Source organism: Klebsiella sp. P1954, assembly GCF_018199955.1.
Classification (GTDB): domain Bacteria; phylum Pseudomonadota; class Gammaproteobacteria; order Enterobacterales; family Enterobacteriaceae; genus Klebsiella; species Klebsiella pneumoniae.
Genome location: NZ_CP073373.1, coordinates 3,513,834 through 3,528,499 on the forward strand (window position 1 = coordinate 3,513,834; position 14,666 = coordinate 3,528,499).

Below are 14,666 nucleotides of genomic sequence, written 5' to 3' on the forward strand. Positions count from 1 at the left end.
GCATTACGGTTTTCAAGGAATAACAATTAGATCATGCAAAGCCTGTCTCCAACATCGCGTTACCTTTTAGCCCTGAAAGAGGGCAGCCATCAACCCGACGACGTCCAGCAAGAAGCGGTGAGCCGCCTTGATACCATTTACCAGGAACTGCAGACGCAGCCCGCGCCGGTCGCGTCAGGCGGCGGTTTGCGCGCGAAATTCGGCAAACTGCTGGGTAAGCGCGAGCCGGCTGCCGGGACGGCACCTGTCCGCGGCCTGTATATGTGGGGCGGCGTGGGGCGAGGCAAAACCTGGCTGATGGACCTGTTTTACCAGAGCCTGCCGGGCGAGCGTAAACAGCGCCTGCATTTCCATCGTTTCATGCTGCGCGTACACGAAGAGCTGACCACCCTGCAGGGACATAGCGACCCGCTGGAGATCGTCGCCGACCGCTTTAAAGCGGAAACCGACGTGCTCTGTTTCGACGAGTTTTTTGTCTCCGATATTACCGACGCCATGCTGTTGGGCGGGCTGATGAAAGCCCTGTTCGCCCGCGGCATCACCCTGGTGGCGACCTCCAATATTCCGCCGGATGAACTCTATCGCAATGGCCTGCAGCGGGCCCGTTTTCTACCGGCGATCGACGCCATCAAGCAGCATTGCGATATTATGAACGTCGATGCCGGCATCGATTATCGGCTGCGTACCCTGACGCAGGCGCACCTGTGGCTGTCGCCGCTGAATAACGACACCCGCGAACAGATGGATAAACTGTGGCTCGCGCTGGCGGGCGCGCCGCGCGCTGCCGGACCGACGCTGGAGATTAACCATCGCGAGCTGCCTACCCTCGGCGTAGAAAACCAGACGCTGGCGGCGTCATTCGCCACGCTATGCGTGGATGCGCGCAGCCAGCATGACTATATCGCGCTCTCCCGACTGTTCCATACGGTGATGCTGTTCGACGTGCCGGTGATGACCGCGCAGCTGGAGAGCGAGGCCCGCCGCTTTATCGCTCTGGTGGATGAGTTCTACGAGCGCCATGTAAAGCTGGTGGTCAGCGCGGCAGTACCGCTGTACGACATTTACCAGGGCGAGCGGCTGAAGTTTGAGTTCCAGCGCTGTCTCTCGCGTCTGCAGGAGATGCAGAGCGAAGAGTACCTCAAACGTCCGCATATGCCCTGACAGGGGACTTTTTCAGGCGGATTCAGGGCCGCAAGGCCGCCCCGGGCGCGGCCTGAAAAATCTCATAAAGGGGTCGATCTTTGACCCCGACTTCTCTATAATCTTGCGACCCCACGTTACGAGAAGGTTTTTTTCCCGAAACTTTCTATGCGCCGGCATAGGCTATTCGAAGGGGTAGGTTTGCTGGACAATGTCGTGTGAACCTCAACTGACTAAACGTTTGGGTGTTCACCAACGTGTAACTTATTATTTGGGTAAGCTTTTAATGAAAACTTTTACAGCTAAACCAGAAACCGTAAAACGCGACTGGTATGTTGTTGACGCGACCGGTAAAACTCTGGGCCGTCTGGCTACTGAACTGGCTCGTCGCCTGCGCGGTAAGCACAAAGCGGAATACACTCCGCACGTTGATACCGGTGATTACATCATCGTTCTGAACGCAGAAAAAGTTGCTGTTACCGGCAACAAGCGCGAAGACAAAATGTACTACCACCACACCGGCCACATCGGTGGTATCAAAGAAGCGACCTTTGAAGAGATGATTGCCCGCCGTCCTGAGCGTGTGATTGAAATCGCGGTTAAAGGCATGCTGCCAAAAGGCCCGCTGGGTCGTGCTATGTACCGTAAACTGAAAGTTTACGCGGGTAACGAGCACAACCACGCGGCACAGCAACCGCAAGTTCTTGACATCTAATCGGGATTATAGGCAATGGCTGAAAATCAATACTACGGCACTGGTCGCCGCAAAAGTTCCGCAGCTCGCGTTTTCATCAAACCGGGCAACGGTAAAATCGTTATCAACCAGCGTTCTCTGGAACAGTACTTCGGTCGTGAAACTGCCCGCATGGTAGTTCGTCAGCCGCTGGAACTGGTCGACATGGTTGAGAAACTGGATCTGTACATCACTGTTAAAGGTGGTGGTATCTCTGGTCAGGCTGGTGCGATCCGTCACGGTATCACCCGCGCTCTGATGGAGTACGACGAGTCCCTGCGTTCCGAACTGCGTAAAGCTGGCTTCGTTACTCGTGACGCTCGTCAGGTTGAACGTAAGAAAGTCGGTCTGCGTAAAGCACGTCGTCGTCCGCAGTTCTCCAAACGTTAATTGTTTTCTGCTCACGCAGAACAATTTGCGAAAAAACCCGCTTCGGCGGGTTTTTTTATGGATAAAACGGCTGTTATCCACAAGCATAGCGCCGGTTCTCGCCACTTTTTCAGCATTTCCAGAATCCCCTCACCACAACGTCTTCAAAATCTGGTAAACTATCATCCAATTTTCTGCCCAAATGCTGGTGATTGTTCATTTTTTGTTTTATTCGTGAACGAAGGTGACATCGCGCTAATGGGGTTTTTACATCTGGCTGGTCATGAGTGGCCGGCAGCAGTACAAAATTCTGAATATACCTGGAGGTTTTCATGGCTGTCGCTGCCAACAAACGTTCGGTAATGACGCTGTTTTCTGGTCCTACTGACATCTATAGCCATCAGGTCCGCATTGTGCTGGCCGAGAAGGGTGTCAGTTTTGAGATAGAGCACGTGGAGAAGGATAACCCGCCTCAGGATCTGATTGACCTCAACCCGAATCAAAGCGTACCGACGCTGGTGGATCGTGAGCTCACTCTGTGGGAATCCCGCATCATTATGGAGTATCTGGATGAGCGTTTCCCGCACCCGCCGTTAATGCCGGTTTATCCGGTGGCGCGTGGTGAAAGCCGCCTGTATATGCAACGTATCGAGAAGGACTGGTATTCGCTGATGAACACCATCCAGAGCGGTACCGCAGCGCAAGCTGATGCTGCGCGTAAGCAGCTGCGTGAAGAACTGCTGGCCATCGCGCCGGTCTTCACCCAGAAACCTTACTTCCTGAGCGATGAGTTCAGCCTGGTGGACTGCTACCTGGCGCCGCTGCTGTGGCGTCTGCCGGTTCTTGGTGTGGAGCTGGTTGGCGCTGGCGCGAAAGAGCTCAAAGGCTATATGACTCGCGTATTTGAGCGTGATTCCTTCCTCGCTTCTTTAACTGAAGCCGAGCGTGAAATGCGCCTCGGTCGGGGCTAAATAATGGATGTATCACAGCTGACGCCGCGTCGCCCGTATCTGTTACGGGCGTTTTATGACTGGCTGCTGGATAACCAGCTGACGCCGCACCTGGTGGTGGATGTGACGCTGCCGGGCGTGCTCGTGCCGATGGAGTACGCGCGCGATGGGCAAATCGTTCTCAATATTGCCCCGCGTGCGGTAGGCAATCTCGAGCTGGCGAACGACGAAGTGCGCTTCAACGCGCGCTTTGGCGGCGTACCACGCAACGTGTCTGTCCCGCTGGCTGCGGTACTCGCCATCTACGCCCGTGAGAACGGCGCTGGTACGATGTTCGAACCGGAAGCGGCCTATGACGAAGACGTCAGCAGCCTCAACGATGATGACGTCGCGCCGGAGAGTGAAAGCGAAACGGTGATGTCGGTGATCGATGGCGATAAGCCGGATAATCACGACGACGATCCTGACGACACGCCGCCGCCGCGCGGTGGTCGCCCGGCGCTGCGCGTGGTGAAGTAAATCCCTTCTCTGACAGGCCCTGCGGGGCCTGTTTTTTTGTCTGTCCGCTTTGTTAACTCTGCCACAAACGAGGCGTCCTATGGCTGGTATCGTCATCGCCACAGGTAGTTTTTAGGGAGCAGACATGTCTTTACTCGCACAACTGGACCAGCGTATCCGTCATCATGGCGGATTAATTGTCTCCTGCCAGCCGGTGCCGGGCAGTCCGCTGGATAATCCCGCTATCGTCGCGGCAATGGCGCTGGCGGCTGAGCAGGCGGGAGCGGTAGCGCTGCGCATCGAAGGCCTGGCCAACCTGCAGGCCGTTCGTCCGTTAGTGACAGTGCCCGTTATTGGGTTGATCAAACGCGATTTGCCCGATAGCCCGGTGCGTATTACGCCATGGCTGGAAGATATCGACGCGCTGGCGCAGGGCGGAGCGGATATTATTGCTATTGACGGCACCCAGCGTCAGCGTCCGGCGTCAGTGTCGGCGCTATTAGCAGAAATTCATCGGCTGGGGAAAGTGGCGATGGCCGATTGCTCATCTCTCGACGATGCTCTCGAGTGCTGGCAGTTGGGGGCTGAGATTGTCGGCACGACTCTCTCCGGCTATACCGCAGAAGAGACGCCGGATGAGCCGGATCTGGCGCTGGTGCAATGCCTGAGCGTGGCGGGCTGCAGAGTGATTGCCGAAGGGCGCTATAACACGCCTGCCCAGGCGGCGGAGGCGATGCGCTGCGGCGCGTGGGCGGTGACCGTCGGCTCGGCGATTACCCGCCTGGAGCATATCTGCGGCTGGTATAATACGGCGCTGAAAGCGGCGGTTTGCCCGGCGAATGAGCAATAAAAAAGCCCGATGACGTTAACCATCGGGCTTTTATGCGTGAGGTTCCGGACCTAATCAGACTTCAAGGTAGTTGAGGATCCCGTCCGCCGCTTTACGGCCTTCGGCAATCGCGGTGACCACCAGATCGGAACCGCGAACGATATCGCCACCGGCGAAGATTTTCGGGTTGCTGGTCTGGAAGGCGTTTTCGCTGCCTTCCGGGGCGATAATACGGCCCTGGGAGTCCAGTTCGACGCTGTGCTTCGCCAGCCACTCCATGCTGTGCGGACGGAAGCCAAACGCCATGACTACGGCGTCAGCCGGCACCACGTGCTCAGAGCCGGGGACGATCTCCGCGCGGCGGCGGCCCTTCGCATCCGGCTGGCCCATTTCGGTGCGCGCCATCTTCACGCCGCAAACCTTACCGTTGGCATTCACTTCCACGCCCAGCGGCTGGACGTTAAACTGGAACTCAACGCCTTCTTCGCGCGCGTTTTTCACTTCGCGTTTTGAGCCGGGCATGTTCTCTTCGTCACGGCGATAGGCGCAGATCACGTGCGCCGCATTCTGACGGACGGAGGTGCGTACGCAGTCCATCGCGGTATCGCCACCGCCGAGCACCACCACGCGTTTGCCTTCCATGCTGACATAGGGCTCATCGGCGGTTTCACCAAAGCCCATGATCTGCTTAGTGTTAGCGATCAGGAACGGCAGCGCGTCGTAAACACCCGGAGCGTCTTCGTTGTCCAGTCCACCGCGCATCGACTGATAGGTCCCGACGCCGAGGAACACCGCATCGTACTCCTTCAGCAGGTCGTCGAGCTGCACGTCGCGGCCCACTTCGGTATTGAGTTTGAACTCAATGCCCATGCCGGTGAAGATCTCCCGGCGGCGGGTCATCACCTCTTTTTCCAGCTTGAACGCCGGGATACCGAAGGTCAGCAGGCCGCCGATTTCCGGATGGCGGTCAAATACCACCGCCTTGACGCCGTTACGGGTCAGCACGTCGGCGCAGGCGAGGCCCGCCGGGCCAGCGCCGATGATCGCGACGGTTTTACCGGTCGGCTTCACGTCGGAGAGATCCGGACGCCAGCCCATCTCGAATGCCTTATCGTTGATATAGCGTTCGATGTTGCCGATGGTCACCGCGCCGAACTCATCGTTCAGCGTACAGGAGCCTTCACACAGGCGGTCCTGCGGGCAGACGCGCCCGCAGACTTCCGGCAGAGTGTTGGTTTGATGCGACAGCTCGGCCGCTTCAAAAATACGCCCCTCGTTGGCCAGCTTCAGCCAGTTCGGGATGTAGTTATGCACCGGGCACTTCCATTCGCAGTACGGGTTGCCACAGGAGAGGCAGCGATCCGCCTGCGCCTTGGCCTGGCCTTCTGAAAACGGCTCGTAAATTTCCACAAACTCAATTTTACGGATCTTCAGCGGTTTCTTTGGCGGATCAACACGCTGCAGGTCGATAAATTGATAAACGTTCTGACTCATCTTAACCCCTTACTGCGCCTGCACCCGCAGCTCAGCTGCGGAACGACTACGGTGACCCAACAGTGCTTTAACATCGCTGGACTTTGGTTTAACCAGCGCAAACTTCGCGGAGAAGGCCGGCCAGTTGGCGAGGATCTCTTCGCCGCGTTGCGAACCGGTAAGCTGTACGTGCTCGGTGATTAAACCGCGCAGGTGCTCTTCATGGATGGCCAGAGAATCAACGTCCAGCACTTCCACCAGCTCCGGGTTCACGCGTTTGCGGAAGTCGCCATCTTCATCCAGGACATAGGCAAAGCCGCCGGTCATCCCTGCGCCAAAGTTGACGCCGGTTTTTCCGAGCACGCAGACGATGCCGCCGGTCATATATTCGCAGCCGTTGTCGCCGATGCCTTCCACCACGGTGATGGCGCCGGAGTTACGCACGGCGAAACGCTCGCCCGCGCGGCCTGCGGCGTACAGACGACCACCGGTCGCGCCGTACAGGCAGGTGTTGCCGATAATACTGGCTTCATGGCTGCGGAACGCAGAGCCCACCGGCGGACGAATGGCCAGCAGACCGCCCGCCATGCCTTTCCCGACGTAGTCGTTGGCGTCGCCAGTCAGATGCAGTTCCACGCCGCCGGCGTTCCACACGCCGAAGCTCTGGCCCGCGGTACCGCTAAAGTGAGCGACGATCGGGTCGCCCGCCAGTCCCTGGTCGCCATGGGTCTGGGCGATATACCCGGACAGCGAGGCCCCCACGGAGCGGTCGGTGTTGCGGATATCAAACCAGAACGTCTTGCTCTGCTTTTCATCCACGTACGGTTTCGCCTGCTGCAGCAGCTGGGCGTTGAGCACGCCGTTATCGAACGGTGGGTTGTTCTCGGTGCAGTACAGCGCTTTGCCCGGATGCGGCTCTGCGGTCTCCAGCAGTTTACCCAGATCCAGTTTCTGCTGCTTGGCGGTGAACCCATCCAGCTCTTTGAGCAGATCGGTGCGGCCAATCAGATCCACCAGACGCTTGACGCCCAGCTGGGCCATCAGCTCGCGGGTCTCACGGGCGATAAATTCAAAGTAGTTGGTCACTTTGAACGGCAGACCGTGATAGTGATTCTTACGCAGTTTGTCATCCTGGGTCGCCACGCCGGTAGCGCAGTTGTTCAGGTGGCAAATACGCAGGTATTTACAGCCCAGCGCGACCATCGGGCCGGTACCGAAACCGAAGCTCTCCGCGCCGAGGATCGCCGCTTTGATGATATCAAGACCGGTTTTCAGGCCGCCATCCACCTGCAGACGGATCTTATGACGCAGACCGTTGGCAACCAGCGCCTGCTGGGTTTCCACCAGGCCGAGCTCCCACGGACAGCCGGCATATTTCACCGAAGAGAGCGGGCTCGCCCCGGTGCCGCCGTCGTAGCCGGCGATGGTGATCAGGTCGGCATAGGCTTTGGCCACGCCGGTGGCGATGGTGCCAACGCCCGGCTCAGAAACCAGTTTGACCGAAATCATCGCTTTCGGATTGACCTGCTTGAGGTCGAAAATCAGCTGCGCCAGATCCTCGATAGAGTAGATATCGTGGTGCGGCGGCGGGGAAATCAGCGTGACGCCCGGTACCGAATAGCGCAGTTTGGCGATGTATGGGGTGACTTTATCACCCGGCAGCTGGCCACCTTCACCCGGTTTCGCCCCCTGGGCGACTTTGATCTGGATGACGTCGGCATTGACCAGGTAGGCTGGCGTGACGCCGAAGCGGCCGGACGCGACCTGCTTGATGCGCGACACTTTATTAGTGCCGTAGCGCGCCGGGTCTTCACCGCCTTCACCGGAGTTGGAGAAGCCGCCGATGCTGTTCATCGCTTCCGCCAGCGACTCGTGCGCTTCCGGGCTCAGGGCGCCGATCGACATCGCCGCGGTATCGAAGCGTTTAAACAGCTCCTTCGCCGGCTCTACTTCGTCGATGCTGATGGCGTCTTCGCCTGGGTTGAGCGCCAGCAGGTCGCGCAGCGTGGCCGCTGGACGTTCGTTAACCAGTTTCGCGTATTGTTGATAATCGCTGTATTCGCCGCTCTGCACGGCCTGCTGCAGGGTGCGCACCACGTCCGGGTTGTAGGCATGATATTCGCCGCCGTGCACATATTTCAGCAAACCGCCCTGGGCCAGTGGCTTACGCGCCAGCCAGGCGCGTTTCGACAGATTCAGCAGATCCTGCTGGAAGTCGTCGAAGCTGGCGCCGCCGATGCGGCTGACCACGCCCTGGAAGCAGAGATCGGAGACATCGCGATGCAGACCGACCGCTTCGAACAGCTTCGAGCAGCGGTAGGAGGCGATGGTCGAGATCCCCATCTTGGACATGATCTTATACAGACCTTTGTTGATACCGTTGCGATAGTTCAGCATCACCGCACGGTACGGTTTATCGATGGCTTTGCTGTCGACCAGCTTCGCCAGCGTTTCGTAGGCGAGGTATGGATAGATAGCCGTCGCCCCAAAGCCGAGCAGCACGGCGAAGTGGTGCGGATCGCGGGCGCTGGCGGTTTCAACGATGATGTTGGCATCGCAGCGCAGGCTTTTATCGACCAGACGGGTCTGGATCGCGCCAACGGCCATCGGCGCCGGTACCGGCAGACGGTCTTTGGCGATGTTGCGGTCAGAGAGCACCAGCAGCACGGTGCCGTCGCGCACCATTTGCTCCGCTTTATCGCACAGCGCTTTCACCGTCTCGCTGAGGGAGGCCTCTGCCGGGTTGAACGTGATATCGAGGACGTCGGCGCGATAGTGCTCTTCTTCCATCGTCGTCAGCTGTTTAAAATCGGAGTACAGCAGGATCGGCGATTTGAAGCTCAGACGATGCGCCTGGCCTTCCGCTTCGCAGAAGACGTTCATTTCGCGACCGATGCTGGTAGCCAGCGACATGACGTGCGCTTCGCGCAGCGGGTCGATCGGCGGGTTAGTCACCTGGGCGAACTGCTGACGGAAGTAATCGTAGATAATGCGCGGCTGGCTGGAGAGCACGGCGAAAGGCGTGTCATCGCCCATCGAACCGACTGCTTCCTGGCCATTTTCGCCGAGCACGCGCAGGACGGAGTCCAGCTCTTCCGCGCTGTAGTTAAACTGTTTCTGGTAGCTGGCGAGCGTGTCGTCATCCAGCTGGCGGCTGCCAACCTCTTCGTCCGGCAGATCTTCGAACGGCACCAGGCGACGAACGTTTTTCTCCATCCACTCTTTATACGGATGGCGGCTCTTCAGATCGTCATCGGTTTCCGCTGAGTGCAGAATGCGTCCGGCACGGGTATCGATAACCATCAGCTCGCCCGGGCCCACGCGGCCTTTCTCGACCACTTCGTCAGGCTGGTAATCCCAGATGCCGACTTCGGAGGCGCAGGTGATGAGCTTATCTTTGGTAATGACGTAGCGCGCCGGGCGCAGACCGTTACGGTCGAGGTTACAGGCCGCGTAGCGGCCATCGGACATGACGATGCCCGCCGGGCCGTCCCACGGCTCCATATGCATGGAGTTAAAGTCGAAGAACGAACGCAGCTCCGGATCCATATCCGGGTTGTTCTGCCAGGCTGGCGGCACCAGCAGACGCATGGCGCGCACGATGTCCATCCCGCCGGCCAGCAGCAGCTCCAGCATGTTGTCCATGGAACTGGAGTCGGAGCCGGTTTCGTTAACGAACGGCGCGGCGTCGTGCAGGTCAGGGATCAGCGGGGTCTGGAACTTATAGGTACGGGCGCGGGCCCACTGGCGGTTGCCGGTAATGGTGTTAATTTCACCGTTGTGCGCCAGGTAGCGGAACGGCTGCGCCAACGGCCAGCGTGGTACGGTGTTGGTGGAGAAGCGCTGGTGGAACAGGCAGATAGCCGACTCCAGGCGCAGGTCCGCGAGGTCCAGGTAGAAGCGCGGCAAATCCGCCGGCATACACAGACCTTTATAGATGTTGACCAAATTGGACAAGCTACAAACGTAGAAATCTTTGTCTTCCTGCAGACGTTTTTCAATGCGACGACGCGCAATAAACAGACGGCGCTCCATATCGCGCGGGCGCCAGCCAGCCGGGGCGTTGACAAAGATTTGCTCAATACGGGGCAGCGAGGAGAGGGCGATTTCACCGAGCACGCCTTCGTTGGTCGGCACATCGCGCCAGCCGACAATCGACAGGGTCTCAAGCTGAAGTTCTTCTTCAACGATGCGGCGCGCCGCTTTAGCCAGCTCAGGATCTTTATTCAGGAACAGCATCCCAACGGCGTAGTTTTTGGCTAAACGCCAGCCGCGCTCTTCGGCAACGATGCGGAAGAAACGATCGGGTTTTTGCAGCAGCAGACCGCAACCGTCGCCGGTTTTACCATCGGCAAGGATTGCGCCACGGTGCTGCATGCGGGCCAGTGCGTGTATTGCGGTTCGCACTACCTTGTGGCTAGGTTCGCCTTCTATGTGGGCGATCAGGCCGAAACCACAGTTATCCCTCTCAAGGGATTTGTCGTACAACATATCAGTGAACCTCCCCAGGCTCTACGGACACCCTCCGATACCGATTGCGCACAGGCACAGAAAGAGCATGGCGACGGGGTTTACACCTCGCATTCGCCCTCTTTAAATCCTTTTCGCATCGGTACACAAGTTTGAGGACTTGCTGTTAAGAGGGAATCTCAATTACTGCATAAATATGATGAGCAGAGTGCTCATCCAGAAAGCTTCCAGCGGATTCCCAACTTATCGGGAATCCACACTTACGTCAAATGGCAATCTTATTAATACAAAAATGTGCTATACACAAGTTAACTAATTGTTATTAAAGAAAATAATGGCAATTTTTACGCTTTGAATACGCCTGCTGGTGGTGCGGCTAGTGTGATCTGTCTCACTGTGCACGCGGCTTTGCATTACCAATATGCGCTGAAATACATTTCATTATTAGCATATTTGACTGCAATATTTTTAACTACTGGACATTAATACCGTTTTTTACCAGAAAGCAGATTAGGGCAATGCGAAGATAAAATATAAGGAAAACTCATCACCTGGTGGTTGAATGAAATTGCAGTAATCTTGATTGTTTATGCAATAGGGTTGGTCGCCGCGCTGACGATTGATCCAGGTCATCGCCGTCGGTGACGAAAAGTGGCAGGCTTGGCCCCCTTTGTTGAGGGCGGTCTATCAGATTATGCAGTTACAGAAATTAGTCAATATGTTTGGTGGGGATCTTATGCGTCGCTATGGCGAAAAGGTCCATAAGCTAACGCTGCACGGCGGTTTTAGCTGCCCAAACCGCGACGGCACGCTGGGCCGCGGCGGTTGCACTTTCTGTAACGTGGCATCATTTGCCGATGAGGCGCAGCAGCATCGCTCTATCGCCGAACAGCTCGCTCATCAGGCGCAGCTCGTCAACCGGGCGAAGCGCTATCTGGCCTATTTTCAGGCCTACACCAGCACCTTCGCTGAAGTGCAGGTGCTCCGTTCAATGTATCGTCAGGCCGTCAGTGCCGCAAATATCGTTGGCCTGTGCGTCGGCACCCGCCCGGACTGCGTTCCGCAGGCGGTCCTTGACCTGCTGAGTGAATACCATCAGCAAGGGTATGAGGTATGGCTGGAGCTGGGGCTGCAAACTGCTCATGACAAGACCCTGCATCGCATTAACCGTGGACACGATTTCGCCTGTTATCAGCGTACCGCGCGCCTGGCGCGAGAGCGGGGGCTGAAAGTCTGTGCGCATCTGATCGTCGGTCTGCCAGGAGAGAGCCAGGGGCATTGTCTGCAGACGCTGGAGCAGGTAGTGGCGACCGGCGTGGATGGGATCAAATTGCATCCACTGCATATTGTGAAAGGCAGCATTATGGCCAAAGCGTGGCAGGCCGGGCGTCTCGATGGCATTGAGTTGGAGGCGTATACCGTCACCGCTGGAGAGATGATCCGCCATACGCCGCCGGAGGTGATCTACCACCGTATTTCCGCCAGCGCCCGTCGGCCCACGCTGTTGGCGCCGCTGTGGTGTGAAAATCGCTGGACCGGCATGGTTGAACTGGATCGTTATCTGAATCAGCAGGGCGCTCAGGGCTCGGCGCTGGGCCGTAGCTGGGTTGCTCCCCAGGCTGAGTGAGAAGTACGAGCGCGATGTCCGGAACAATGCCGGACATCGCGCTCCTGCCATTTATGCCTGGCTGGCTTTCATCGTCACACGCGGAGTTTTGATCACGAACAGCACCAGCAGGGCGCCAAGCGCGGCGATAGTGCCGGCGAGTACGAAAGCGCTGTCAAATTTACCAGTAGACTGCACGATATAGCCGGTAACAATCGGCCCCACGATGCCGGAGACGCTGCCGATAAGATGGATAAAGCCGCTGGCGCCGCCGACGCGGGATTTATGCACCACGTCCTGGATGATCGCCCAGTAGATCGCCCCGGTTACATAGAGGAAAAAGATGGAGACCGACATCAGCAGAACGGCAGGCACGACGCTGCTGACGGTACCCGCCAGTCCCACGCAGATAGCGGCCATCAGCAGGCATACCACCAGCACAATTTTGCGCGACAGCAGCAGGCGCCCGGTGAGTTTAAAAATTTTATCGGAAATATAGCCCCCAAGCGCGAGACCGACAAAGCCGACTATCCATGGGATCATAGTGGTAAGGCTCATCTGTTTAATATCCAGATGGTGCTGTTGTACCAGATAGGACGGAAACCAGCTGAGAAAGAAAAACAGAATATAGTTGTAGCAGAAGAAGGCAAAGGCCGTTACCAGAATAATTGGCTGTTTCAAATAATAACCCAGCGAGTGAGCTGTTTGATTTTCTATTGTTTCCAGCGCGACTTCTTCTTCTTTCATTTTATTAATCAGCTTAAGTTCTTCCTGGCTGACTTTTTTGTGCTTTTCGGGCGAATTAGCGGCAATGAAAAACCACGCTATCATCCATACAATACCGATAGCGAAAATAATCATAAAAGCCGGGCGCCAGCCGAATGCCAGGGCCAGGTAACCGACGATGGGGCCGGCGACCGCGCCGCCCAGCGGAGAGCCTGCGCTGAGAAAGCCGACGGCGGTAGCCGCTTGCTTTTTAGGAAACCAGCCGTTGATCATCTTGTTCGCCGATGCGCAGATCGGGCCTTCCGCCATCCCGAAAAGCACCCGCAGCACCAGCATGGAATAAAAGCCGGTGGCTACCGCGGTTAAGCCGCAAAACAGCGACCACAGACCGACCGCCAGGCCCATTACCAGCGTTGCGCCAAACTTATCCACGGCCAAACCGCCAATAAAATTAAATACCGCGTAGCCGAAGAAAAAGCTGCCGAAAATAATGCCGAATTGTTCAGCGTTAAGTGCAAGGTCCTTTTCAATCATCGGGACCGTAATGGATAATGCCACCCGGTCAAGATAATTTATCATATATACTAAAAATAATAACAGGACGATAATCCAGCGGATATTTTTTCCCATGATAACACCATGCTCATTATATTATTTATATCAGGCGCGGCGGATACGCAGATATCCGTCGGCCGTTATTCTATACGATGCCGGTTTAACCCAGCTGCAGCAGCACTTTGCAGCAGGTCTTACGGTCGTTAGCAAAAATCTCCATGGCCTCTTTCACCTGCTCCAGCGGCATACAATGGGTGATTAACGCCTCCGGACGAATAAGGCCTTTCTCCATCCAGTCGATGACCAGCGGAAAACGCCCGCTGTTCAGCCGGGAGGAGAAAATAGAAATTTCTTTACTGGTGATGCTTTGCTGAGTGAGGGTTGAGGCCTCGCCGGAGAAACCGAGTATACCGATGCGGGCGGCGGGGGAGGCGAGGAGAATGGCTTCCTGCAGGATCGCCGGGTGGCAGGCGGCATCAATGACCAGCGTGGGGGCAAGCTGCCGCTGCGCCAGCTGTTCCGCGAGCGGCTGGTCAGTGTTATCGAGCGTCAGATCGGCGCCGTTTTCCCGGGCCATCTGCAGACGTTCGGCAATGCGATCCACGACGATCACCTGCTTAACGCCATATACCCCCTTTAGCGCCTGAATGATAGTCAGCCCCATCGGGCCAGCGCCGTAAACCAGGGCAACATCTTGCGCCGTGGGCTGCAGCTGGGCGGTAATATTTGCCGCGATGGTAAAAGGCTCAACCATCGTTGCCTGACGGTCGCTGATAGCCTCGGGGATGCGCCAGGCATTTTTCGCCGGCACGCAGGCATAGTCGCTAAATCCCCCGTCGCGGTGAACTCCTATGACCTGGAGCTGCGTACAGACATTCGGCCTTCCTACCGAGCAAGGATAACAATGGCCGCAGCTGACAACGGGGTCCACCGCGACACGCTCGCCGATGCGTGCCGGAGATACCTGCTCGCCGACGGCGTCGATGATGCCATAGAATTCATGGCCGATGACGCGGGGATATTTCGCGAAAGGGTTGTGGCCGTGATAGATGTGTACATCGGAACCACAGATCCCGGCAAAAGCAATTTTCACCCGTACTTCATGGGCGCCCGGAACTGGAACCGGACGTGATTCAATGTTCAGTTGGCCTGGCTCTTTGACGACGACGCTTCTCATTTTGATTCCTTCCATTGTCTTTTTTCTGAACAAATTACGCTACTTTTATTACCATACAAGTATGCAAAAGATCATAATCAGGCCTGGATCACATTTGAGAAAGCTCGGCAGAAAAAGCCATGGCATGATTAATCTATTGA

Annotated in this window: 11 protein-coding genes; 7 read left to right on the plus strand and 4 right to left on the minus strand. The window is 56.9% G+C overall.

All coding sequences use genetic code 11. The features are described 5' to 3' along the window. Window positions 1-33: 33 nt before the first annotated feature. From zapE to KB890_RS16850, 6 genes are all read left to right on the plus strand, one after another. Window positions 34-1,161 carry a cell division protein ZapE gene (gene zapE / locus KB890_RS16825; protein ID WP_004144945.1) on the plus strand — a complete coding sequence of 376 codons (1,128 nt, stop codon included), beginning with the start codon at window positions 34-36 and terminating at the stop codon, window positions 1,159-1,161. A 265-nt stretch (window positions 1,162-1,426) separates the two neighbouring features. Then, window positions 1,427-1,855, plus strand: a complete 429-nt coding sequence (gene rplM / locus KB890_RS16830; RefSeq protein WP_002918559.1) for a 50S ribosomal protein L13 — start codon at window positions 1,427-1,429, stop codon at window positions 1,853-1,855. A 15-nt stretch (window positions 1,856-1,870) separates the two neighbouring features. Continuing rightward, window positions 1,871-2,263: a 30S ribosomal protein S9 gene (gene rpsI / locus KB890_RS16835; RefSeq protein ID WP_000829818.1), complete on the plus strand. Its 393-nt coding sequence runs from the start codon at window positions 1,871-1,873 to the stop codon at window positions 2,261-2,263. Window positions 2,264-2,574: 311 nt separating this feature from the next. Beyond that, window positions 2,575-3,213, plus strand: a complete 639-nt coding sequence (gene sspA / locus KB890_RS16840) for a stringent starvation protein SspA (protein WP_002918467.1) — start codon at window positions 2,575-2,577, stop codon at window positions 3,211-3,213. A gap of 3 nt (window positions 3,214-3,216) precedes the next feature. After that, entirely contained in the window at window positions 3,217-3,711 is a 495-nt protein-coding gene (sspB, locus tag KB890_RS16845; RefSeq protein WP_002918465.1) for a ClpXP protease specificity-enhancing factor, read from the plus strand. A gap of 124 nt (window positions 3,712-3,835) precedes the next feature. Beyond that, window positions 3,836-4,540, plus strand: a complete 705-nt coding sequence (locus KB890_RS16850) for an N-acetylmannosamine-6-phosphate 2-epimerase (RefSeq protein ID WP_004181421.1) — start codon at window positions 3,836-3,838, stop codon at window positions 4,538-4,540. A 54-nt stretch (window positions 4,541-4,594) separates the two neighbouring features. On the opposite strand, the gene KB890_RS16855 is transcribed toward KB890_RS16850, so the two are convergent. Continuing rightward, window positions 4,595-6,013 carry a glutamate synthase small subunit gene (locus KB890_RS16855; RefSeq protein ID WP_002918461.1) on the minus strand — a complete coding sequence of 473 codons (1,419 nt, stop codon included), beginning with the start codon at window positions 6,011-6,013 and terminating at the stop codon, window positions 4,595-4,597. A gap of 9 nt (window positions 6,014-6,022) precedes the next feature. Beyond that, a complete protein-coding gene (gene gltB / locus KB890_RS16860) occupies window positions 6,023-10,483 on the minus strand; it encodes a glutamate synthase large subunit (protein ID WP_004144939.1) in 4,461 nt (1,486 codons plus the stop codon). Between the two features lie 673 nt (window positions 10,484-11,156). On the opposite strand from gltB, the gene KB890_RS16865 reads away from it, so the two are divergent. Then, complete coding sequence (locus KB890_RS16865; protein ID WP_002918455.1) at window positions 11,157-12,089, plus strand: tRNA modification radical SAM protein MnmL/YtqA; 933 nt, start codon at window positions 11,157-11,159, stop codon at window positions 12,087-12,089. Window positions 12,090-12,140: 51 nt separating this feature from the next. On the opposite strand, the gene KB890_RS16870 is transcribed toward KB890_RS16865, so the two are convergent. Both KB890_RS16870 and KB890_RS16875 read right to left on the minus strand, forming a co-directional pair. Next, window positions 12,141-13,424, minus strand: a complete 1,284-nt coding sequence (locus KB890_RS16870; RefSeq protein ID WP_002918453.1) for an MFS transporter — start codon at window positions 13,422-13,424, stop codon at window positions 12,141-12,143. 85 nt (window positions 13,425-13,509) lie between these two features. Beyond that, window positions 13,510-14,526 (minus strand): Zn-dependent oxidoreductase, encoded by a 1,017-nt coding sequence (locus tag KB890_RS16875; RefSeq protein WP_004181420.1) that lies wholly within the window; start codon window positions 14,524-14,526, stop codon window positions 13,510-13,512. Window positions 14,527-14,666: the final 140 nt, after the last annotated feature.